Origin of the sequence: Pseudomonas koreensis (genome assembly GCF_036668835.1) — a bacterium.
In the GTDB taxonomy this organism is placed as follows: domain Bacteria; phylum Pseudomonadota; class Gammaproteobacteria; order Pseudomonadales; family Pseudomonadaceae; genus Aquipseudomonas; species Aquipseudomonas koreensis_I.
The window spans coordinates 367,924-390,401 of record NZ_JAZEVW010000004.1 but is presented as its reverse complement, the minus strand read 5'-3'; the positions used below and the strand labels follow the sequence as shown (position 1 = coordinate 390,401).

Below are 22,478 nucleotides of genomic sequence, written 5' to 3'. Positions count from 1 at the left end.
GTTGTCATGCGGGCTACTAGATAATCGCGCGCTACGGGGATCGGCGTTCGTTGGTCCGTTTTGACTTAGGTAGAGACTTGTCCGGATCCGATTGGGGAATCATTTTGCCCCAGCGGAGTCGGAACAATGCTCGCCAACTTGGCAAGGGTGCGCTGGAAGGTCGGTTTTTTATCGCCGAAATCCCCACAGGCACTTCATCTGGCCGTTGGTTTATTGATCTGTTTTCGGCGAGGGTTGCTCGTGATTGTTAGTCCCTGTAATGCAGCAAAAATGTCTGCCAAACGCATGCGAAGTGCCCTGGTAGCGGGTTCGGCGCTCCTGTGCCTGCTCAGCGCCGGTCAGCTTTGGGCGTTCAATCTTGACGATGTGTCGGCCAAGGCCAAAGAGCTGGCCGGGCAGAAGTTCGAAGCCCCGCGCAGCAACCTGCCGAACGAATTCCGCGATATGAAGTTCGCGGACTATCAGAAAATCCGCTTCCTCACCGAAAAGGCTGAGTGGGCCGATCAGAAGACGCCGTTCAAGCTGTCCTTCTATCACCAGGGTATGCATTTCGATACACCGGTGAAAATCAACGAAATCACAGCGAACACCGTCGAAGAGATCAAATACGATCCGACCCGCTTCGATTTCGGCGACCTGAAATTCGATCCGAAGGCCACCGAACAACTGGGTTATGCCGGTTTCCGTGTGCTGTACCCGATCAACAAGGCTGACAAGCAAGACGAAATCATGACCATGCTCGGCGCGAGTTACTTCCGCGTGGTCGGCAAGGGTCACACCTACGGTCTGTCGGCCCGTGGTCTGGCGATCGACACTGCATTGCCGTCGGGCGAGGAATTTCCGCGTTTCCGCGAGTTCTGGATTCAACAGCCGAAGCCGGGCGACAAGCACCTGGTGATCTTCGCTCTGCTCGATTCGCCGCGTGCCACCGGTGCCTACCGCCTGATCCTGCGTCCGGGCAGCGACACCATCGTCGACGTCAAGGCGCAGATGTTCCTGCGTGACAAGGTCGGCAAACTGGGTATCGCGCCGCTGACCAGCATGTTCCTGTTCGGCGCCAACCAGCCGTCGAAAGTGCTCAACTACCGTCGTGAACTGCACGACTCCAGCGGTCTGTCGATCCATGCCGGCAATGGCGAGTGGATCTGGCGCCCGCTGAACAACCCGAAACACCTGGCCGTGAGCAACTTCAGCGTCGAGAACCCGCGTGGTTTCGGCCTGCTGCAACGTGGCCGCGACTTCAGCCACTACGAGGATCTGGATGACCGCTACGACAAGCGTCCAAGCGCCTGGATCGAGCCGAAGGGCGAATGGGGCAAGGGCACTGTCGATCTGGTAGAAATTCCGACCGCCGATGAAACCAACGACAACATCGTTGCGTTCTGGAGCCCGGAAAAAATGCCGGAGCCGGGTCAGCCACTGGACTTCGCCTACCGCCTGCACTGGACCATGGATGAAGCCGCCCTGCATGCACCTGACAGTGCCTGGGTTGCACAAACCCTGCGCTCTACCGGTGACGTCAAGCAATCGAACCTGATTCGCCAGCCGGATGGCAGCGTCGCTTATCTGGTCGATTTCGAAGGTCCATCGCTGGCCGCTCTGGCGCCAGACGCCGATGTGCGCAGCCAGGTCAGTGTCGGCGACAACGCCGAACTGGTGGAAAACAGCGTGCGCTACAACCCGGAAACCAAGGGCTGGCGCTTGACCCTGCGGATGAAAATCAAGGACGCGAGCAAGTCGACCGAGATGCGTGCCGCACTGGTTCAGCCGGTGGTCACGGCCGATCTGGCCAAGTCTGCGGTGCCGGCTTCGAACTCGTCGGTGGCCAAAGCCGACAAGGTTGCCGCCAAGCAACAAGAGAAAGCCGACAAGGAAGCCAAGGCGGCCGAGGCCAAACAGGCTGAAGCCAAGCCGGTAGCAGAGGCCAAGGACAAGGCCAACAAAGACGCCAAGCAGCCAGCCGCTGCGGACGCGGCCCCAGCCACACCGGAATCGGCACCGACTGAAGAAGTCCTGACCGAGACCTGGAGCTATCAGTTGCCTGCCGATGAGTAACTCTCAAGTACAGCCAGAGACTCTGTCCGAGTATCTGGCGCATCTGCCGATGACCGACGAGCAGCGCGCGGAACTCGCGGGCTGCCAGTCGTTCAGCGAGCTGCATCAACGCCTGTCGTCCTCGACGTTCGACGCGCCTGCCGAAGCCGCCCAGGCTTCGGTGGGCAAGCGCCTGGCCCTGAGCACCGCCGAAGAGCTGGAAGAAGCGGAAATGCTGGTGCTCGACGCCAGCGGCCGGATCAGCATGAAAGCCACCCCGCCGATCCGTCGCACCAAGGTCGTGCCGGAGCCATGGCGCACCAATATCCTGGTGCGTGGCTGGCGCCGTCTGACCGGGCGCACCAACCCACCGCAGCCGCCGAAGGACGAAAACGTCCTGCCGGCCGCGCGCTGGCGCACCGTGGGCTCGATCCGTCGCTACATCCTGTTGCTGCTGATGCTCGGCCAGACCATCGTCGCTGGCTGGTACATGAAAGGCATCATGCCGTATCAGGGCTGGTCGTTCGTCGATCTCGAAGAAGTGCTGCACCAGCCGTTGCTGCAAACCGCCACGCAAGTGCTGCCGTATGCGCTGCAAACCAGCATCCTGATTCTGTTCGGGATTCTGTTCTGCTGGGTCTCGGCCGGTTTCTGGACTGCGCTGATGGGCTTCCTTGAGTTGCTCACTGGTCACGATAAATACCGTATCTCCGGGAAAAGCGCCGGCAACGAGCCTATTCCCAAAGATGCGCGTACTGCGCTGGTGATGCCGATCTGCAACGAAGACGTGCCGCGTGTATTCGCCGGTCTGCGTGCGACGTTCGAATCGGTTGCCGCTACCGGTGACCTGGATCGCTTCGACTTCTTCGTGCTCAGCGACAGCAATGACACCGACATCTGCGTGGCCGAGCAACAGGCCTGGCTTGACGTCTGCCGCGAAGCCAAAGGCTTCGGCAAGATCTTCTACCGCCGCCGTCGTCGTCGTGTGAAACGCAAGAGCGGTAACCTCGACGACTTCTGCCGTCGTTGGGGCGGTGACTACAAGTACATGGTCGTGCTCGACGCCGACTCGGTGATGAGCGGCGAATGCCTGACCAGTCTGGTGCGCCTGATGGAAGCCACGCCGGACGCCGGGATCATCCAGACCGCACCGCGTGCGTCGGGCATGGACACGCTGTATGCGCGCATGCAGCAGTTCGCCACCCGCGTATACGGCCCGCTGTTTACCGCCGGTCTGCACTTCTGGCAGTTGGGTGAATCGCACTACTGGGGTCACAACGCGATCATTCGCATGAAGCCGTTCATCGACCACTGCGCCCTGGCGCCGTTGCCGGGCAAAGGTGCGTTCTCCGGTGCGATCCTCTCTCACGACTTCGTTGAAGCCGCGCTGATGCGCCGCGCCGGTTGGGGCGTGTGGATTGCCTACGATCTGCCGGGCAGTTACGAAGAGTTGCCGCCGAACCTGCTCGACGAACTCAAGCGTGACCGTCGCTGGTGCCACGGCAACCTGATGAACTTCCGCCTGTTCCTGGTCAAGGGCATGCACCCGGTACACCGTGCGGTGTTCCTTACCGGCGTGATGTCGTACCTGTCGGCGCCGTTGTGGTTCTTCTTCCTGGTGCTGTCGACCGCGCTGCTGGCGGTTAATACGCTGATGGAGCCACAGTACTTCCTCGAACCGCGTCAGCTCTATCCGCTGTGGCCACAATGGCACCCGGACAAAGCCATTGCACTGTTCTCGACCACGATCGTGCTGTTGTTCCTGCCGAAACTGCTGAGCATCATTCTGATCTGGGCCAAGGGCGCGAAAGAGTTCGGCGGCAAGTTCAAGGTGACCTTGTCGATGCTGCTGGAGATGCTGTTCTCCATGCTGCTGGCGCCGGTGCGGATGATTTTTCACACCCGTTTCGTCCTCGCCGCGTTCCTCGGCTGGGCCGCGACCTGGAACTCGCCACAGCGTGACGACGACTCGACGCCATGGAGCGAAGCGGTCAAGCGCCACGGTCCGCAGACCCTGCTGGGTTTCTGCTGGGCGCTGCTGGTGATCTGGCTGAACCCGAGCTTCCTCTGGTGGCTGGTGCCGATCGTCGGTTCGCTGATGCTGTCGATCCCGGTGTCGGTGATTTCCAGTCGTGTTGGCCTTGGCCTGAAGACCCGTGACGCGAGCCTGTTCCTCATCCCTGAGGAATACAATCCGCCACAGGCGCTGCTGGCAACTGACCAGTACACCCACGAGAACCGCTACCACGCACTGAACGACGGCTTCGTCCGCGCGGTGGTCGATCCGCAGCAGAACGCCTTGGCGTGCTCGCTGGCGACCTCCCGCCACGGTCAGGCCGAGCCGATCGAATGGCTGCGTCAGGAACGCGTGCGTCATGCGGTCAAGGTCGGCCCGGCCGAGTTGAGCAACCATGATCGCTTGCAACTACTGAGCGACCCGGTAGCCCTGGCGCGTCTGCACGAGCAGGTCTGGGCTGAAGGCCTGACCGAGTGGCTGGACGCATGGCGCACGTCGGTGAAAGCCGACCCGCACGCACCGTTGCTGCCGTTGCGACCGGCGACCCTGCAGGCGCAACTGGCCTGATGAAAAAACCCCGCTGAGTCAGCGGGGTTTTTTTATGCGTGATTCAAAAGCCCCTCACCCTAACCCTCTCCCAGAGGGAGAGGGGACTGACCACGGTGGGGCGTCTATCGGTGCTCGGCTCCCTCTCCCTCGGGAGAGGGCTGGGGTGAGGGGAAGGGTCTGCAGATCAATCAGCAGTTGCCGCAGATCGCGGGTCAGCCATGACATCGCCAATCGCTAGCAGGGCCAGCGATAGCCTCACCTCGGTCGCAATCGAGCCCAGGCAATCAATCACCTCAAACCTTGAACCGGCCTACCAACGTCTGCAAATGCGTTCCCAGCCGCGCCAGCTCAACGCTCGACGCCGCTGTTTCTTCACTTGCCGCAGAAGTCTGGTCCGACACATCGCGAACATTCAACACGCTGCGGTTGATCTCCTCGGCCACTGCGCTTTGCTGCTCGGCGGCGGCAGCGATCTGCTGGTTCATCGCCTGAATCGCCGAGACGGTGCGGGTGATGCTTTCCAGTGAGCCGCCGGCGCGGCGGGTCAGTTCGACGCTGCTGTCGGTCAGGGTGCGGCTGTTGTCCATGATCGTTGCCACTTGCTGGGTGCCGTTTTGCAGGCCGACGATCAGTTCTTCAATCTCTTCAGTGGACTTCTGCGTGCGCTGGGCGAGGCTGCGCACCTCGTCAGCCACCACAGCAAAACCACGACCGGCCTCACCGGCACGGGCGGCTTCGATGGCGGCGTTGAGCGCCAGCAGGTTGGTTTGTTGGGCCACGGATTTGATCACGTCGAGGACGCTGCCGATCTTGTCGCTTTCGCGCTTGAGTTCGCCCATGGCCTCGGTGGAATGGCTGACTTCAGCGGCCAGACGCTCGATTTGCGCGATGGCTTCACCGACCACCTTGTCGCCTTCGCGGGCCTGCTGATCGGCCGCCACAGCGGCTTCCGAAGCTTCCTCGGCATTGCGCGCGACTTCCTGCACGGTGGCAGCCATTTCGTTCATGGCGGTGGCGACCTGGTCGGTCTCGACCTTTTGATTGTTGACCCCGGCGCTGGTCTGCTCGGTCACCGCCGACAGCTCTTCGGCGGCGCTGGCAATCTGCGTCACGCCATCGCTGATGCCGCCGATCAATTCGCGCAGGCCTTGGGTCATGCTTTGCATCGAGCGCTGCAACTGGCCGAGTTCATCGCGGCGCAGCGAGACCAGGTTGTGGGTGAGGTCGCCCGCAGCAACGCGTTCTGCCACTTTTAGGGTCTGGGTCAGGGGAATGATGATCTGCCGGGTGATCGCCCAAGCGGCAATCAAACCGAAGATCAGCGCCAGCGCGGTGGCGACCAGCAACATGTTCTTGGCGTGTGCGGCATCGGTATCACGTACCACGGTTTGCGATTCGGTGAGCTTCTTGCTGACGGCGATGAGGATGTCACCCTGTGCCGACATGGCCGCCAGCGCAGCGGCGTTTTTCACCTGCGAATCGCGGAACTGGCTGACTGCAGCACGGTAGGCCTTGAGCGAGTCGGTGGCTTGCTGCAGGTTGGTGATGTGCTGTTCCGGCACGCGGCCTGGCAGGCTTTCGAGGTTTTTCAGGGCGTTTTCAATCGCGGTCAGCGCCGGTTGCTCGGCATCGGCCTTGCCGCTGTAGGTGTAGCCGCGCACCTGATAACGCGCCTGCTGCAACAGCTTGCTCAGCTCGATCACCGCGTTGTATTGCGCCACGCTGTCACCTTGCAACAGCGCCTGCTCGACTTCGCCGACCTTGGCCACGGCGTTGTCGGCATTCGCGCCCAGTTTGCTGCGGGCGTCCTCACGTTGCACGGTGGCCTGGGTCATGTCACCGAAGGCGCGCTTGTACTCGGCAACGGCGGCCAGTTGCTGGTCGACCATCGCCGCATCGGCGGGCTGTTCGATCATGCCGCGTGCCGATTGCAGACCACTTTCCAGCTTGGCCAGCAATTCATTCACCGCGCCCGGCCCTTGCTCGCCACGGCGCATGTCGTAGTCCATGCGCGCCAGGCGCAGGTCCTTGGTCAGCTCGTTGAGGCTGGAAATGAAACCGAGTTTATCGCCGCGGCTGATGATGCCGCTCATACCGGTCCAGCCGGTGAACGTGATCAACAGCGTCAGTAACAACACCAGGCCGAAGCCGATCCCCAGCTTGCGTTTGACGCTGACGTTCCCAAGACTCTCGGCTAACCAACGGTACATGCGACCACTCCCTTCGGACCACTAAATTGGACTTATGAGCAATGTATCGGCTGGATGATGGCAATCTGTAACACCATCTGTCTGGGGCGGAAAATCAGAACAAGCGGGCGAGCAGGGCGGTGACGGCGGTTTCGACGCGCAGGATCCGTTCGCCGAGCTGCACCGGTTGCAGGCCGGACCTGGCCAGCAGATCGATCTCGTAAGGGATCCAGCCGCCTTCCGGGCCGATCGCCAGGGTCACCGGTTCACTCAGCGCTCGCGGGCAGGGCGGGTAATTGCCCGGATGGCCGACCAGGCCGAGGGTGCCGTCGCTGATCGCCGGCAGCCGATCCTCGACGAAAGGCTTGAAGCGCTTCTCGATGATGATCTCTGGGAGCACCGTGTCGCGGGCCTGTTCGAGGCCGAGGATCAGTTGTTCACGAATCGCCTCGGGCTCGAGAAACGGCGTCTGCCAGAAGCTTTTCTCGACCCGGTAGCTGTTGACCAGAATCACCTTGGCGACGCCCATGGTCGCCACGGTCTGAAACACCCGCCGGAGCATTTTCGGCCGTGGCAGCGCCAGTACCAGGGTCAGTGGCAGTTTCGCTGGCGGCGGCTGATCGAGGCTGACGCGCAGCTCAGCTTCGCCTGCGTCGAGGCGCAGCAGCTCTGCCGAACCCATCAACCCATTGATGCGCCCGACGCGCAGGCTGTCACCGACTTGCGAGCGATGGACTTCCTGCATATGGGTCAGGCGCCGATCACGCAGGACCACACGGTCCGCCGCAATGAAGTCGGCTTCTTCGAGCAGCAGCAGGTTCATGCCTGGGTCGCTGGCGGCTGGTCGTTGTGATCGTCGGCCGGATTGTCTTCGGGGCGTTCGCGCTTGCTGATCAGACCGCCGAACAGAATGCCGATCTCGAACAGCATCCACATCGGCACGGCCAGCAGGGTCTGCGAAAAGATATCCGGCGGCGTGAGGATCATGCCGACCACGAAGCAGCCAATGATCACGTACGGGCGGATCTTCTTCAGGTAGGCGACATCGACCACGCCGATCCACACCAACAGGACCACGGCCACCGGTATTTCGAACGCAACGCCGAAAGCGAAGAACAGCGTCATGACGAAATCGAGGTAACTGGCGATATCCGTCATCATCTCTACGCCGGCCGGGGTGGCAGCGGCGAAGAATTTGAAGATCAGCGGAAAAACGAAGTAATAGGCGAAGGCCATGCCGGTATAGAACAGCAGAATGCTGGAGACCAGCAGCGGCACGGCAATGCGCTTCTCATGCTTGTACAGGCCCGGTGCGATGAAGCCCCAGATCTGATGCAGGATCACCGGGATCGCCAGAAACAGCGAGACCATCATCGTCAGCTTCAGCGGCGTCAGGAACGGCGACGACACGTCGGTGGCGATCATCGTCGCACCGACCGGCAGATACTGGCGCAACGGCGTCGAGACGAAGGTGTAGATCTGCTGGGTGAACGCGAACAGCCCGGCAAAAATGATGAAGATCGCCGCCACGCAACGCAGCAGGCGGGTGCGCAACTCGGTGAGGTGCGAAACCAGCGGCATGTGCTGGTCGTTTTCCGGAAGATCGCTCATGGGGCTCGCGGCGGCAATGTTGGGTCGTGAGGCGCTGGTGCAGTCGGCGCGGTGGAGGGCGCTACGTGTTCAACCGATGTGTCTGTGGTAATCGTTGCGGGTCCCGGCGGTGTTACAACAGGTGCAGGAGTCGGAGCGGCAGCGCTGTGAATCGTCTGCTCGCCCACGTGCTCAACCGGCGTCGGCTCCTGCTGAACCGGATTGAAAATCTTCCGCGCCTCCTGCTCCAGCGAGAGGATGTGCTCGTTGTGCAGCTGCCGACGGATTTCGTCGGCGCCGATTTCACGTTCAACTTCCTGTTTGATCGCGTTGAAGCTGCGCTTCAGCCGACCGACCCACAGGCCGGCGGTGCGCGCAGCGCCCGGCAGACGCTCGGGGCCCAGCACCAGCAGGGCGACGAGGCCGACGAGCAGCAGTTCAGAGAAGCTGATACCAAACATTAGTCAGTGCTCACACGTCTTTGCGGATCGGCTCTTCGACTTTCTGCGCCTGCACGTCGATGGTGTGCGGCGGGTTGGCCTGCGCAGTAGTCTGCGGCTGTACCGGCGGCACTGGCTGCGCCGGCGGGGTCACGCTCGGTTCGGCCGGTTTTTCGTCGTCATTCATGGCTTTGCGGAAGCCCTTGATCGACTCGCCGACATCGGTGCCGAGGTTTTTCAGTTTCTTGGTGCCAAACACCAGCACCACGACAACCAGGATGACGATCCAGTGTTTCCAGTCAAAAATGCCCATGTTGCTGTTCCTCTCGAATAGTTGTTCAGGCGGACGGACGCGAGGCTTTCTCGACGTGTCCGGACAGGCCGAAGCGGCGATCCAGTTCATCGAGCACGGCCTGCGGATGCTGCCCCAGTTGGGCAAGCATGACCATGCTGTGGAACCACAGGTCGGCGGTCTCGTAGATGACATCGCTGCAGTCGCCGCTGATGGCGGCATCCTTGGCGGCAATTATGGTTTCGACCGACTCTTCGCCGACCTTCTCCAGAATCTTGTTCAGCCCCTTGTGGTACAGGCTGGCGACATACGAACTGTCGGCGGCTGCGCCTTTGCGCTCTTCGAGCACTTCGGCCAGACGGGTGAGTGTGTCACTCATGTTTGTGTCCTGCGGAATAAATGGCGTGCGGGTCTTTCAGTACCGGGTCGACCGTTTTCCAGTCGCCGTTTTCGAAGACGCGGTAAAAGCAGCTTTGACGGCCGGTATGGCAAGCGATGTCGCCAATCTGTTCAACCATCAGGATGATCACATCGGCATCACAATCCAGACGCATCTCATGCAGGGTCTGCACATGGCCGGACTCCTCGCCCTTGCGCCACAGCTTGCCACGGGAACGTGACCAGTAGATGGCACGATTCTCCGCGGCGGTCAGCTCGAGCGCTTCGCGGTTCATCCAGGCCATCATCAGCACGCGTCCGGTCTTGTGATCCTGAGCGATCGCCGGCACCAGGCCGTCAGCGTCCCACTTGATCTCGTCCAGCCAGTTTTTCATCTTCAAATCTCGAAAAGCAGCAGCAAGCCATGAGCTTCAAGCTGCAAGTAAAATCAGGTTGCGGTGTACCTGTGTCATCAAGCTTGAGGCTTGCAGCTTATAACTTGCCGCTGATTCGTGCTATCGACGAACGACCAGATACAAACCGACCGCCACCATGATTCCGGCCGGCCAGTGTGCCCAATCGGTCAGCGGGCCACCGGCGGCGAGGATCGCCCCGCCGGCCAGATGCGCGCAACCGAGCAGGCGCAGGAACCAGTCGTCCTTGCGTCGATGCCATGGCGGCGGCGGGTCGTTGGCATGTGGCTGGGACATGCGTTCGAGCAGGTCGCGGGCCATGTTGGCCAGGTGCGGTATCTGCTCGAACTGGCTCTGCACGTTGCCCAGCAAGGCTTTCGGGCTGACGCGTTCACGCATCCAGCGTTCAAGGAACGGCTGCGCGGTGTTCCACAGATCCAGATCCGGGTACAGCTGACGCCCGAGGCCTTCGATATTGAGCAGGGTCTTTTGCAACAGCACCAGCTGCGGCTGCACTTCCATGTTGAAGCGTCGCGCAGTCTGGAACAGGCGCATCAGCACCTGACCGAATGAAATATCCTTTAACGGTTTTTCGAAGATCGGTTCGCAGACCGTGCGGATCGCCGCTTCGAATTCGTTGAGCTTGGTTTCCGCCGGCACCCAGCCCGAATCGATGTGCAGTTGCGCCACGCGACGGTAATCACGCTTGAAGAAGGCGAACAGGTTGCGCGCCAGATAATCCTGGTCTTCCGGGGTCAGGCTGCCGACGATGCCGCAGTCGATCGCGATGTATTGCGGGCTCCACGGGTTGACGGTGCTGACGAAGATGTTGCCCGGGTGCATGTCGGCGTGGAAAAAGCTGTCACGGAAAACCTGGGTGAAGAAGATTTCCACGCCACGCTCGGCGAGCATTTTCATGTCGGTGCGCTGGTCGGCAAGGGTCGCCAGATCGGTGACCTGAATGCCGTAGATGCGCTCCATCACCAGCACTTTCGGCCGGCACCAGTCCCAATACACTTGCGGGACGTAAAGCAGGGGCGAACCTTCGAAATTACGCCGCAACTGGCTGGCGTTGGCCGCCTCGCGCAGCAGATCGAGTTCGTCGTAAATGGTTTTTTCGTAATCCAGCACCACGTCGACCGGGTGCAGCAGACGCGCGTCGGCCGAGAGTTTTTCGGCCGCGCGGGCGAGGATGAACAGCCACGCCAGATCCTGCGCGATGATCGGTTTGAGACCCGGCCGGATCACCTTGACCACCACTTCTTCACCGGACTTCAACTGCGCGGCATGCACCTGCGCCACCGAAGCCGAGGCCAGCGGCTCGACGTCGAAACGGCTGAACACTTCGCTGATCTTCTTGCCCAGCTGTTCTTCGATGAGCTTGATCGACAGCTGCGAATCGAACGGCGGTACCCGGTCCTGCAGGAGCATCAGCTCATCGGCGATGTCTTCAGGCAGCAGGTCGCGGCGGGTCGAAAGAATCTGCCCGAACTTGATGAAGATCGGCCCCAGATCCTGCAACGCCAGACGCAGGCACGCGCCGCGGCTCAGCTCCAGGCGTTTGCGCGGAAACCAGCGCCACGGCAGCACAAAGCGCAGCGCCAGGAGAAACCAGGGCAGCGGCAGGGCGAACAGCAGGTCATCGAGGCGGTAGCGGATCACGACGCGCTGGATGCGCAACAGACGGCGGACGGCAAGCAGCTTCATGCGTTATCGCTTGGGTCAAGGGATCGGGAAAGGCGCTCGAAACGCGCCTCGAGTCGTTCCAGATCTAGTTTGATCCGGTCCAGTTCGTTGAAGCGCGCTTCGGCTTCGCGCTGCCCGACGAGGGTGCGCGATTCTTCGGCGAGGTATTCGGCGAGATTCTGGTTGAGGCTGGCAAATCCTTGCTGATACCAGCGCGCGCGGCTGCGCAGATGGCCACCGAGCAGTTGCGTGGCGACCGGGCCGAGCCAGCGTGAGAGTTCGTACTCCCAGTCCAGCTCAAGATCCTGCAACACACCGGCCAGCTCCAGCAGCACGCCGCTGTCGCCGTCGAGTTCGACTTCCGGCGCGTGCAGCACCGCCGTCTTGTCTTTGCTCAGGGCCAGTTTAACCAGGCTCGAAGCCGGCGCACGCAAGGTGCAGTCGACGCCGGCTGCCCACTGCGAAGCGAGCATCAAGCCCTCGTCACTGGGCAGAATGAACAATTGCAATGCCGGGCTGCGGCAGTCGACGGCAATCACCTTGCCGGTCAAATGCGCCAACCGCGGCAGCGCCGTGCTGTCGAGACGCAGCACTCGGTTGAGGCCGAGTTCAACGCTGGCGAGCAGCCCGGTGAGCAACATCAGGGCTTGATGCCGCGATGCAGGGCGACGATGCCTGCAGTCATGTTGTGGTAGGTCACACGGTCGAAACCGGCGTCGACCATCATCGACTTCAAGGTTTCCTGATTCGGGTGCATGCGGATCGACTCGGCCAGATAACGATAGCTTTCCGAGTCATTGGTGATCAGCTTGCCCATCAGCGGCATGAAGGCGAACGAATAAGCGTCGTAGGCTTTCGACATCAACGCGTTGGTCGGCTTGGAGAACTCCAGCACCAACAGGCGGCCGCCGGGCTTGAGCACGCGGAGCATCGAGCGCAGCGCGTCTTCCTTGTGCGTCACGTTGCGCAGGCCAAAGGCGATGGTCACGCAGTCGAAATGATTGTCCGGGAACGGCAGTTTTTCGGCGTCCGCCTGAACGAATTCGACGTTGCCGGCGACCCCCAGATCCAGCAGGCGGTCACGGCCGACCTTGAGCATCGATTCATTGATGTCGGCCAGCACCACCTGACCGGTCGGGCCGACCAGGTGCGAGAATTTACGGGTCAGGTCGCCGGTGCCGCCGGCGATGTCGAGCACGCGGTTACCGCTGCGCACGCCGGACAGTTCGATCGCGAAGCGCTTCCACAGACGGTGCATGCCGCCCGACAGAAGGTCGTTCATCAGGTCGTATTTGGCGGCTACCGAGTGGAAAACCTCAGCGACTTTTTCCGCTTTCTGGCTTTCCGGAACGTTTTTGAAGCCGAAGTGAGTGGTGGGTTCGGCATCGCTGCCTTTGCGCTGATCAGTCATATCGCTGTCACCAAAAGAGAATGCGCGACATTCTAATCCCCAAGCCATGCTTTGTCTTCGAATGGCTAAAGGTAAGATGGGCCACCTTCGGGACGATTTGCCGCAGCGGTGGTCAAGATCTACCGACACACCTTCATCTATCAGGAGTCATTCGATGGCCAAAATCAGTGTTGAGCGTGCCCACACCCTGGGCAAGGAAGCCGCCCGCGAGAAGGCCGACAAACTGGCCAAAAAGCTCAATGAACAATACGGCCTGGAACCGCAGTGGTCCGGCGACACCCTGAACCTCAAGCGCTCGGGCGTGAAAGGCGAAGTGCATGTGGCGGACGATTCGATCAGGGTCGACGTCGAACTGGGCCTGATGATGTCGGCCATGAGCGGCATGATCAAAGCCGAGATCGAAAAGGCCCTCGACAAAGCGCTGGCCTGATTCCGATTCTTCAATCACCGAACCCCCTGTGGGAGCGAGCCTGCTCGCGAAAGCGCTGTGTCAGTCGACTTGAATATTGACTGATACACCGCTTTCGCGAGCAGGCTCGCTCCCACATTTGTTCGGTGGTGCCCTGCTGTTCATGTCAGTTGTTAGGGTGCCTTTTCTAATTTTTCTACCTACTTTGTGCCTGAGCCCGACACCCGTCCGGGCAGTTCCTCAAACCTTCTGCGCGTGAGGTGCACCATGGCCAAAGTTATTTTGAAGAAAAAAATCGACGCTTCGACTTCGACCCTGAGCGACGTCAGATCCTATGCCCGCAAGATCTGGCTGGCGGGCCTGGGTGCCTACGCCAAGGTCGGGCAAGAGGGCAGCGAGTACTTTCAAGAGCTGATCGAAGCCGGTCAAATCGTTGAAAAGAAAGGTAAAAAAGTTGTCACCGAAAAACTGGTCGCGGCCAACGTCGAGATCGACGAGGCCGCCACTCAAGTCAGCTCCTTCAAAGGTCGTGTCGAAGTTCAGCTGGACAAGGTCGAGAAGGCCTTCGACGGCCGCGTAGCAAGCGCCTTGAATCGCATTGGCATTGCGTCTAAACATGACGTTGAGACACTCTCTGCTAAGCTCGATGAGCTGACGGCATTGCTCGAACGCGTCGCGCGTAAATCTTAAGGAGAACGGGATGGCTGGTAAAAAGAACACCGATAAAGAAAGCAGCTCGTGGGTCGGGAAGGTCGAGTCGTACTCCCGCAAAATCTGGCTGGCTGGTTTAGGCGTGTACTCGAAGATCGACACTGACGGCAGCAAGCTCTTCGATACATTGGTCAAAGACGGCGAGAAAGCCGAGAAGCTCACCAAGTCCGCAGTCGGCAAAAAAGTCGAGGACTCCACCTCTTCGGCGAAGTCGCGCATCAGCGGCGTGAAAGATCGCGCAATGGGCAAGTGGGACGAGCTGGAAGGGGCTTTCGACAAGCGCCTGAACAGCGCGATTTCACGCCTCGGTGTGCCGAGCCGCAATGAGGTCAAAGCGCTCAACGCCAAGGTCGACACGCTGACCAGACAGATCGAAAAACTCACCGGTCTGAAGGCCCAGCCTGTAGCGGCGAAAACCGCTGCGGCGAAACCGGCAGCCAAGACTGCAGCGGCCAAGCCTGCGGCGAAAACCGCAGCCAAGCCACTGGCGAAAGCGGCGGTCAAGCCTGCAGCGAAAGCCGCAGCCAAACCGGCAGCGAAAACGGCCGCCGCCAAGCCAGCGGCAAAGGCTTCCGCTAAACCTGCGGCCGCTAAACCTGCGGCGAAACCGGCGGCTAAAACGGCAGCGAAACCAGCGGCCAAACCAGCGGCGAAAGCCGCCGCCGCCAAGCCTGCAGCCAAGCCGGCTGCAGTGAAAAAGCCTGCGGTGAAAAAACCGGCGGCACCGAAAGCCGCTGCGCCAAAACCGGCCGCGGCGGCATCGACTGCTCCAACCGCTCCGGCCAACGCGGCGAACTCCGCTGCGGCACCCACGGCAGCAGCCACCCCGACTGCAGCATCGACCCCGTCGACGCCATCCAGTCAGTCCTGATTCATCAGGGCAAAACAAAACGCCCGGCCTGTGAAGGTCGGGCGTTTTTGGTTTTGTATTCCAAGCGGCCCCTCACCCCAGCCCTACCGAAACGTCGGACCGCCCAGAGGGAGAGGGGGCCGACCGCGGTGTGTTGCCTTATACATCGACCTGAAAAATCCAGTCGATTATGGATTTGTCATCCGCAGTCAACAGTCGATTTCGGATTCAACGAAGCTCGCTCAGGTCGGCGTAGCTCTCGAACATCCCCCAATTCAGTCCCCTCTCCCTCTGGGAGAGGGTTAGGGTGAGGGGCTTTTGCCGTTAGTGATCCTCAAGGTATTGCAAGGCCATCCGCTCCGTCGCCACTTTCACCGGCGGCAACAGATGCGGCGCCACCAGCATCATGATCTGGTATACGACCAACCGCACCTCACCCTCACGATCGAGAATCCGCTGGTAATCCAGAGAAAACAGCAGCGTCAGGGTGATCTGCTCCACCAGTTGTCCCAATGCCTGCGTATCGCTGACCAGTTGCCCCGCTGCCTTCAACCGCGCCAGCAATGACGCCAGCGTGCGTTTCAGCGCGTTGAGCAGATGACGTATGCCCTTGGCCAGTTTCGGCAGGCGCCCGGCGAGGTTCGACAGGTCCTGAAACAGGAATCGGTATTGCGCCAGGCGCTCGACGATCAAGTGCAGAAACAGCCAGTAATCCTCCGGTGCCAGCTCGACATCCGACGGTGGATCAAGCAGCGGTGCCAGTTCCTGCTGAAAGCGTTCGAACAAGCCGAGGATCAGCGGTTCCTTGCCGTGGAAGTGGTAGTAGAGGTTGCCGGGGCTGATCCCCATTTCATTGGCGACCTCCATGGTCGAGACGTTCGGTTCGCCCTTTTCGTTGAACAGGTGCAGCGCACATTCGAGAATCCGGTCGCGGGTTTTCATCCAGTCTTCTTAGAAAAATGTCGTTGAACGTCAGCGCACTCGCACGTAGGTACCGGGTGCTGCTTCCATCGGCGGATAGTTGGGGTTGCCCAGGGTCATGCGGGTCTCATGCTGCTCGCCCGAACGCTGTTGAATCCATTCCAGCCACTGCGGCCACCAGCTGCCGTCGACTCGTTTGGCGTCGTAGTACCAGGCGCGCGGGTCGCTGCTCATTCTGGCGTTTTCGACGTAGTTGGCTTTTGGGTTGCTCGGTGGGTTGAGGATGCTCTGCACGTGGCCGCTGTTGGACAGCACGAAGCGCTTGTCGCCGCCCAGCAGCAGGGTCGAGCGATACACCGCGTCCCACGGCGTAATGTGGTCGTTCATACCGGCGACGCTGAAGCTGTCCACCGTGACTTTCTGCAAGTCGATCGGCGTGCCGCAGACTTCCAGTCCGCCGGGATGGGTCAGCGGATTGTGCTTGAAAAAGTCCAGCAGATCGCCATGCAATGCCGCCGGCAGGCGCGTGTTGTCGTTGTTCCAGTAAAGAATGTCGAAAGCGGGCGGCTCCTTGCCCAGCAGGTAGTTGTTGACGAAGTAACTCCAGATCAAATCGTTGGGGCGCATCCAGGCGAAGACCCTGGCCATGTCGCGACCGTCGAGCACGCCCTGCTGATACGAACGCCGCTTGGCCGCTTCGAAGGTCTGTTCATCGACGAACAGCGTGGCCGGGGTTTCGATCTGACTGTCGAGCAGGCTGACCAGATAGGTTGCGCTGGCGACACGTCGCAACTGCCGCTTGGCCTGCAAATGCCCTTGCAGCGCGGCGATGGTCAGGCCGCCGGCGCAGGCGCCCATCAGGTTGACCTCGCGGGCGCCGGTGATCGCCCGGCAGATGTTCATCGCTTCTTCCACGGCCTCGACGTAGCTCGACAGGCCCCATTCGCGATGACGCACATCCGGGTTGCGCCAGCTGATCATGAAAGTCTGCAAGCCGTTTTTCAGTGCGTACTGGACGAAGCTGTTGTGCGGGCTCAGGTCGAAAATGTAGTACTTGTTGATTTGCGGCGGCACTACCAGCAGTGGCTTGGCGTATTGCTTTTCGCTCATCGGCCGGTACTGGATCAGCTCAAGCATTTCGTTGCGAAATACCACCGAGCCGGTGGTGGTGGCGACGGTCTTGCCGACCTCGAATGCCTGCCGGGTGACCTGGCGTGGCAGGCCATCGTTGTGCAGCAGATCGTCGAACAAATGGCTGAGGCCGCGCACCAGACTGTGGCCGCCAGAATTGAACAGCTCTTTGACTGCCAGCGGATTGAGCAGCGTGTTGGACGGTGCCACGGCGTCGTTGAGCAGGGTGAAGACGAATTGCGCGCGGGCGCGGTCTTCGGGGCTCATGTCGCTGTCGTCGATCCAGCTCTTGACCTGCTTCTGCCAGGCCAGATACGCCTGCAGGCTGCGCCGATAGAACGGGTTAAGGCTCCACGCCGGATCGGCAAAACGGCTGTCGTTCGGATGGGTCGGGTGCAGGGTTTCGCCGAGCAGCACGCGGCCCAGTTGACCGCCCAGCTTCAAGGCATGCCTTGCCGTGTGCACCGGGTTGCGCAAGCCATGGGCGGCGACGCTGCGCAGGGTCGAGAGCAGGTCGCGGCCGCGCAGGCCGGTGATCGCACTTTGTGCGTTGATAAACACGGCGGGGCTGGGCACCACGCCCGTCGCTGGTTTGTCGCGCATGACTCAACACTCCTTCGTCTTCAGGGCAAAAACAAACTCACCGAACCAGAACACCATAGACGCTGTTACGGGTTGCTGCCTGCGCGGCGTCCTGCCGCGCACTCATGGGTAAAGCCCTGCATAAAGCCTGCCGCTGCGTTCAGCCGCCGAGCGGCGTCGGATGCGGATGCATCACCGCGCGCTGACGCTCCTCCTGGAGGAATTTCATGATGATCGGCGCCACGGCTTCGGCGCGGGTGATCAGGAACAGATGGCCGTCATCGATGATGTGCAGCTGCGCATTGGGAATTCGCCAGGCGAGCACGCGCATGTTGATCAGCGGGATCAGCGGGTCGTCATCGCCGGCCAGCACCAGCGTTGGCTGATGGATCTTGTGCAGCCAGTGAATGCTGGTCCAGCCGAGGCCGGCGAACAGTTGCCAGTAGTAACCGAGCTTGCCCGCCGAACGCACTTTCGCCGCGTGGCTGGCCGCCAGTGTCGGGTCGCGCCGGAACGAGCCGCCGTAGATCATCGGCGCGATGCGAATGACGTGGGACGGCTGAATGTAGCGCCGCGGACTGGCCATCATCCACAGCACTTTCGGTTTGCCCGGCACCATCACCGCACCGGCAGCGGTGGCCGCCAGTACCAGCTTCTTGCAGCGCTCGGGATAGTCGTAGGCGAACTGCTGCGCCAGCGCACCGCCCCACGACACGCCGATGACGTTGACCTGACCGTAGTCGAGGTAGTCGAGCATCCGCGCCGTCAGCTTGGCCAGGCCGGGAAAGCGATACGGCCGGTTCGGCGTCGAGGAACCGCCGACCCCGGGAACGTCGAAGGCGATCACTTCCAGATCCGGGTCCAGCGCCGCGACGAATGGAAACACCAGCTCCAGGTTGGCGCCGATGCCGTTGAAAATCAGCAACGGCGTCAGGTGCGGCTTGCCGGGGCGCACCGCCGTGCGAAGGGTCTGGCCATCCAGATCGACGGTGCGGAATATGAACGGTTGCGGCATGGGTCAAACCCTTCGGGTTAGAGAGGAGCAGCTGCAAGCCGCAAGCTTCAAGCAGAAGCTGCTCAGCTTGCGGCTTGTTGCTTGTGGCTTGCCGCTATCTTTCATGAACGTAAGTGCCCGGTGCAGCCTCGCCTGCCGGATACGCCTTGTTGCCCAGTTTCGTCGGGGCCTTTTTCAGGTTGCCCGAGCGCTCGGCCAGCCATGCCTGCCAATGCAGCCACCAGGAATCGGTGTGCTTGGTCGAGTTCTCTTGCCATTCATCGGCATTGGCGGCCATTTCTTCACTGGTCATGTAGCGCGATTTCGGATTGCCCGGCGGATTGAGGATGCTTTGGATATGGCCGCTGCTCGACAACACGAATTCAACTTTTCCGCCGAACAGCTGCGCCGACTTGTAGCAGGACTTCCATGGGGTGATGTGGTCATTGGTGCCGGCCAGCGAGAAGATGTCGGCGGTGACCTGCTTGAGGTCGATCGGCGTGCCGCACACTTCCAGTGCATTGGGACGGATCAGTGGATTATTTTTGAACATCTCGATCAGGTCGCCGTGGAACGCGGCAGGCAGACGCGTGGTGTCGTTGTTCCAGAACAGAATGTCGAATACCGGCGGCTCGTTGCCGAGCAGGTAGTTGTTGACCCAGTAGTTCCAGATCAGGTCATTGGGGCGCATCCAGGCGAAGACCTTGGCCATGTCCTTGCCTTCAAGCACTCCGGCCTGATACGAGTGGCGCTTCGCCGTCTCGAGGGTCTGCTCGTCGACGAACAGGGCGACGTCGCTGTCCAGAGTGGTGTCGAGCACGCTGACCAGCAGGGTCAGCGAGTTGACCTTGCTTTCACCGATCGCCGCGTAGTGGCCGAGCAGGGCGGTGCAGGTGATGCCGCCGGAGCAGGCGCCGAGCATGTTCACGTCCTTGCTGCCGGTGATCGCGGTGACCACGTCGACCGCTTCTTTCAGCGCATCGATATAGGTCGACAGGCCCCACTCACGCTGAGCCTTGGTCGGGTTGCGCCAGCTGACGATGAACGTCGGCACATTATTGCGCAGGCAGAAACGCGCCAGGCTCTTGTCCGGGCTCAAATCGAATACGTAGAACTTGTTGATCTGCGGTGGCACCACCAGCAAGGGCCGTTCGTGGACCTGCTCGGTGATTGGCCGGTACTGGATCAGCTCCAGCACATCGTTGCGAAACACCACCGCGCCTTCGGTCACGCCGAGGCTCTTGCCGACCTCGAACGCCCCCATGTTGACCTGGCTTGGCATGCCGCCGTTGTGCACCAGGTCCTTGGCCAGATGCGAGAGGCCGTCGAGCAGGCTCTTGCCACCGGTTTCGAAGAAACGCTTGACCGCCGCCGGGTTGGCCGCGGTGTTGGTCGGCGCCATGGCCTCGGTCATCAAATTGATAACGAAGTGACCACGGGCGATATCTTTGGGGGTCAGGCTGCTGTCATCGATCCAGGCGTGGAGTTCCTTGCGCCAGGCCAGATAGGTTTGCAGGTAGCGTTTGTAGAGCGGGTTCTGGCTCCACGCGGGATCGGCGAAGCGACGGTCGTCACCGGCCGGTTGCAATTCGGATTTGCCGAACAGCACGTTCTTCAGCTCAAGGCCGAAATGGGTCACGTGTTTAACGCTATGGATCGGTTGTTTGATGGCCTGTTTCAGCACCATCCGAGCAGAGGCCAGCAGATCCTTTCCGCGTAGCCCAACGACGGGATTAAGCCCCAGGGTGTTTTCCGAGGCTTGATACTTCAGGTCATCGTTATTCTTGTTACTCATCTACGACGCTCCATTGTCCTGAGACGAGTACCCGGTTTGCGGCTGTGCAGTTCCACAGCCAATGCCAGGTACTACTGCTCGGGTGACCGTTGATTCTGCATAGCTGCTTTACAGTCGTAGAGCATTGCAGGGAACTTGCCAGCTCCATTGGTTACCCGAGTTTAATTTTTTTCGCAAGCAGGCCGATCCTCGGCCATGCAGCGGAGCATTCAAACAGATGAAGTTAGAAAATGCCCTCTAAAGAGCAAGAGCCACGGACTAGAGCATCAGCTTGACGAACGATTCGTTCGGATCGCGGGATTTTCCGGCGGCACGCAACTCGGCGAGATAATCGTCCCAGAGTTCGTTCTGGCGCTTGCCGAGTTCGTAGAGGTATTCCCAGGTGAACAAACCACTGTCATGACCGTCATCGAAGGTCAGTTTCAGTGCGTAGTTACCCGCCGGTTCCAGCTTGCTCAGACCCACGTTAAGCTTGCCGAATTGCAGGATCGGTTTGCCGTGGCCCTGGACCTCGGCGGAGGGAGAGTGCACACGCAGAAATTCAGCGGGCAGGGTGAATTCTTCACCGGACGCGTAGGTGAGCGTCAGGGTTTTCGAGGCCTTGTGCAGTTTGATGTCGGTAGGAATCATGAAAGACAGCCTTTAGCTGCAAGCTACAAGCTGCAAGCTTAACTCAGCTTGTAGCTTGTAGCTTGTAGCTTGTAGCTCTACAGAATGTAGCGGGACAGGTCTTCGTTCTGCGCCAATTCGCCCAGGTGGCTGTTGACGTATTCGGCGTCGATCAGGATCGGCTTGTCGTCGTGGGCGCTGGCCAGATCGCCGGCACTGAACGACACCTCTTCGAGCAGACGCTCAAGCAAGGTGTGCAGGCGACGGGCACCGATGTTCTCGGTCTTCTCGTTGACCTGCCAGGCGATCTCCGCCAGACGCTTGATGCCTTCCGGCTGGAACTGGATATGCAGGCCTTCGGTTTTCAGCAACGCGCAGTATTGCTCGGTGAGCGAGGCGTGCGGTTCGCTGAGAATGCGCTCGAAGTCTTCCGGGCTCAACGCCTTGAGTTCAACGCGGATCGGCAGACGGCCTTGCAGTTCCGGGACCAGATCGCTCGGCTTGCTCAGGTGGAACGCACCGGAGGCGATGAACAGGATGTGGTCGGTCTTGACCATGCCCAGCTTGGTGTTCACGGTGCAGCCTTCGATCAGCGGCAGCAGGTCGCGCTGCACGCCTTCACGGGAGACATCGGCGCCGCCGACGTTACCGCGCTTGGCGACTTTGTCGATCTCGTCAATGAACACGATGCCGTGCTGCTCGACCGCTTCCAGCGCCTTGGCCTTCAGCTCTTCTTCGTTGACCAGACGCCCGGCTTCTTCGTCGCGCACCAGTTTCAGCGCTTCCTTGACCTTGAGCTTGCGCGACTTCTTCTTGCCCTTGCCCATGTTGGCAAACAAGGACTGCAACTGGTTGGTCATCTCTTCCATGCCCGGCGGCGTGGCGATTTCGATGCCGGACACTTCGGCGACTTCGATCTCGATTTCCTTGTCGTCCAGTTGACCTTCGCGCAGGCGCTTGCGGAACAGCTGACGGGTATTGGAATCGCTCGCCGGTGCTTCTTCATTGCTGAAGCCCATGCGTGCCGGCGGCAGCAGCGCGTCGAGGATACGATCCTCAGCGGCGTCTTCGGCGCGGTGGCGCACGCGGGTCATTTCCTGCTCGCGGAGCATCTTGATCGCCGCATCGGCCAGATCACGGATGATCGATTCGACGTCGCGGCCGACGTAGCCGACCTCGGTGAATTTGGTCGCTTCGACCTTGATGAACGGCGCGTTGGCCAGTTTTGCCAGGCGACGGGCGATCTCGGTTTTACCGACACCGGTCGGGCCAATCATCAGGATGTTCTTCGGCGTCACTTCAACGCGCAGCTCTTCAGGCAACTGCATGCGGCGCCAGCGGTTGCGCAGGGCAATCGCGACGGCGCGCTTGGCATCGTCCTGGCCGATGATATGGCGATTGAGTTCGTGGACGATTTCGCGGGGAGTCATGGACATAATGGTTGACGGTCCTCAAGCACAAACAAGCCGTGGCACAC

Annotated in this window: 21 protein-coding genes and 1 pseudogene; 5 read left to right on the top strand and 17 right to left on the bottom strand. The window is 60.7% G+C overall.

Features of this window, described 5'->3' with window-relative positions:
- The first annotated feature begins 270 nt into the window (after window positions 1-270).
- Both V6F91_RS14435 and mdoH read left to right on the top strand, forming a co-directional pair.
- Entirely contained in the window at window positions 271-2,055 is a 1,785-nt protein-coding gene (locus V6F91_RS14435; protein WP_332765494.1) for a glucan biosynthesis protein G, read from the top strand.
- On the top strand, window positions 2,048-4,618 hold the full coding sequence (gene mdoH / locus V6F91_RS14430) for a glucans biosynthesis glucosyltransferase MdoH (RefSeq protein ID WP_332765492.1): 2,571 nt from the start codon (window positions 2,048-2,050) through the stop codon (window positions 4,616-4,618). Before V6F91_RS14435 ends, mdoH begins: the two co-directional genes overlap by 8 nt.
- A 275-nt stretch (window positions 4,619-4,893) precedes the next feature.
- Here mdoH and V6F91_RS27455 read toward each other — a convergent pair whose 3' ends face one another.
- The 11 genes and pseudogenes from V6F91_RS27455 to ubiE all read right to left on the bottom strand — a co-directional run bounded on the left by V6F91_RS27455 (window position 4,894) and on the right by ubiE (window position 12,999).
- Window positions 4,894-5,607 carry a methyl-accepting chemotaxis protein gene (locus V6F91_RS27455; protein WP_394505909.1) on the bottom strand — a complete coding sequence of 238 codons (714 nt, stop codon included), beginning with the start codon at window positions 5,605-5,607 and terminating at the stop codon, window positions 4,894-4,896.
- Between the two features lie 141 nt (window positions 5,608-5,748).
- Window positions 5,749-6,693 (bottom strand): annotated as a pseudogene (locus V6F91_RS27450) (methyl-accepting chemotaxis protein); the annotation flags it as partial.
- 211 nt (window positions 6,694-6,904) lie between these two features.
- A complete protein-coding gene (locus tag V6F91_RS14420) occupies window positions 6,905-7,612 on the bottom strand; it encodes a 16S rRNA (uracil(1498)-N(3))-methyltransferase (protein ID WP_332765488.1) in 708 nt (235 codons plus the stop codon).
- Window positions 7,609-8,400: a twin-arginine translocase subunit TatC gene (gene tatC / locus V6F91_RS14415; RefSeq protein ID WP_203420396.1), complete on the bottom strand. Its 792-nt coding sequence runs from the start codon at window positions 8,398-8,400 to the stop codon at window positions 7,609-7,611. The genes V6F91_RS14420 and tatC overlap by 4 nt, the downstream gene beginning before the upstream one ends.
- Window positions 8,397-8,840: a Sec-independent protein translocase protein TatB gene (tatB, locus tag V6F91_RS14410; RefSeq protein WP_332765486.1), complete on the bottom strand. Its 444-nt coding sequence runs from the start codon at window positions 8,838-8,840 to the stop codon at window positions 8,397-8,399. Before tatB ends, tatC begins: the two co-directional genes overlap by 4 nt.
- 10 nt (window positions 8,841-8,850) lie before the next feature.
- Entirely contained in the window at window positions 8,851-9,132 is a 282-nt protein-coding gene (locus tag V6F91_RS14405; protein WP_090280346.1) for a twin-arginine translocase TatA/TatE family subunit, read from the bottom strand.
- Between the two features lie 25 nt (window positions 9,133-9,157).
- Complete coding sequence (locus V6F91_RS14400; RefSeq protein ID WP_007909355.1) at window positions 9,158-9,490, bottom strand: phosphoribosyl-ATP diphosphatase; 333 nt, start codon at window positions 9,488-9,490, stop codon at window positions 9,158-9,160.
- Window positions 9,483-9,884 (bottom strand): phosphoribosyl-AMP cyclohydrolase, encoded by a 402-nt coding sequence (hisI, locus tag V6F91_RS14395; protein ID WP_007909357.1) that lies wholly within the window; start codon window positions 9,882-9,884, stop codon window positions 9,483-9,485. Before hisI ends, V6F91_RS14400 begins: the two co-directional genes overlap by 8 nt.
- A 120-nt stretch (window positions 9,885-10,004) precedes the next feature.
- On the bottom strand, window positions 10,005-11,609 hold the full coding sequence (gene ubiB / locus V6F91_RS14390; RefSeq protein WP_332765482.1) for a ubiquinone biosynthesis regulatory protein kinase UbiB: 1,605 nt from the start codon (window positions 11,607-11,609) through the stop codon (window positions 10,005-10,007).
- A complete protein-coding gene (locus tag V6F91_RS14385; RefSeq protein ID WP_332765480.1) occupies window positions 11,606-12,229 on the bottom strand; it encodes an SCP2 domain-containing protein in 624 nt (207 codons plus the stop codon). Before V6F91_RS14385 ends, ubiB begins: the two co-directional genes overlap by 4 nt.
- Window positions 12,229-12,999 carry a bifunctional demethylmenaquinone methyltransferase/2-methoxy-6-polyprenyl-1,4-benzoquinol methylase UbiE gene (ubiE, locus tag V6F91_RS14380; RefSeq protein WP_186531921.1) on the bottom strand — a complete coding sequence of 257 codons (771 nt, stop codon included), beginning with the start codon at window positions 12,997-12,999 and terminating at the stop codon, window positions 12,229-12,231. Before ubiE ends, V6F91_RS14385 begins: the two co-directional genes overlap by 1 nt.
- A 154-nt stretch (window positions 13,000-13,153) precedes the next feature.
- Between ubiE and V6F91_RS14375 the strand changes: the two genes are divergently transcribed.
- The 3 genes from V6F91_RS14375 (at window position 13,154) to V6F91_RS14365 (ending at window position 14,990) form a co-directional block, all read left to right on the top strand.
- Window positions 13,154-13,429: a polyhydroxyalkanoic acid system family protein gene (locus tag V6F91_RS14375; RefSeq protein ID WP_056787308.1), complete on the top strand. Its 276-nt coding sequence runs from the start codon at window positions 13,154-13,156 to the stop codon at window positions 13,427-13,429.
- Between the two features lie 246 nt (window positions 13,430-13,675).
- Window positions 13,676-14,098: a phasin family protein gene (locus V6F91_RS14370; protein ID WP_332765476.1), complete on the top strand. Its 423-nt coding sequence runs from the start codon at window positions 13,676-13,678 to the stop codon at window positions 14,096-14,098.
- A gap of 10 nt (window positions 14,099-14,108) precedes the next feature.
- On the top strand, window positions 14,109-14,990 hold the full coding sequence (locus V6F91_RS14365) for a phasin family protein (protein WP_332765474.1): 882 nt from the start codon (window positions 14,109-14,111) through the stop codon (window positions 14,988-14,990).
- Between the two features lie 303 nt (window positions 14,991-15,293).
- On the opposite strand, the gene V6F91_RS14360 is transcribed toward V6F91_RS14365, so the two are convergent.
- The 6 genes from V6F91_RS14360 to hslU form a co-directional block, all read right to left on the bottom strand.
- Entirely contained in the window at window positions 15,294-15,911 is a 618-nt protein-coding gene (locus V6F91_RS14360) for a TetR/AcrR family transcriptional regulator (RefSeq protein ID WP_332765472.1), read from the bottom strand.
- A 30-nt stretch (window positions 15,912-15,941) separates the two neighbouring features.
- Entirely contained in the window at window positions 15,942-17,624 is a 1,683-nt protein-coding gene (phaC, locus tag V6F91_RS14355; RefSeq protein ID WP_332765470.1) for a class II poly(R)-hydroxyalkanoic acid synthase, read from the bottom strand.
- 139 nt (window positions 17,625-17,763) lie between these two features.
- Window positions 17,764-18,618, bottom strand: coding sequence for a poly(3-hydroxyalkanoate) depolymerase (phaZ, locus tag V6F91_RS14350; protein WP_090280374.1), 855 nt, complete (start codon window positions 18,616-18,618; stop codon window positions 17,764-17,766).
- Window positions 18,619-18,712: 94 nt separating this feature from the next.
- Window positions 18,713-20,392, bottom strand: coding sequence for a class II poly(R)-hydroxyalkanoic acid synthase (phaC, locus tag V6F91_RS14345; protein WP_332765467.1), 1,680 nt, complete (start codon window positions 20,390-20,392; stop codon window positions 18,713-18,715).
- 258 nt (window positions 20,393-20,650) lie between these two features.
- Window positions 20,651-21,022: a gamma-butyrobetaine hydroxylase-like domain-containing protein gene (locus V6F91_RS14340; RefSeq protein WP_041477560.1), complete on the bottom strand. Its 372-nt coding sequence runs from the start codon at window positions 21,020-21,022 to the stop codon at window positions 20,651-20,653.
- 77 nt (window positions 21,023-21,099) lie between these two features.
- On the bottom strand, window positions 21,100-22,437 hold the full coding sequence (hslU, locus tag V6F91_RS14335) for an ATP-dependent protease ATPase subunit HslU (protein WP_090280386.1): 1,338 nt from the start codon (window positions 22,435-22,437) through the stop codon (window positions 21,100-21,102).
- Window positions 22,438-22,478: the final 41 nt, after the last annotated feature.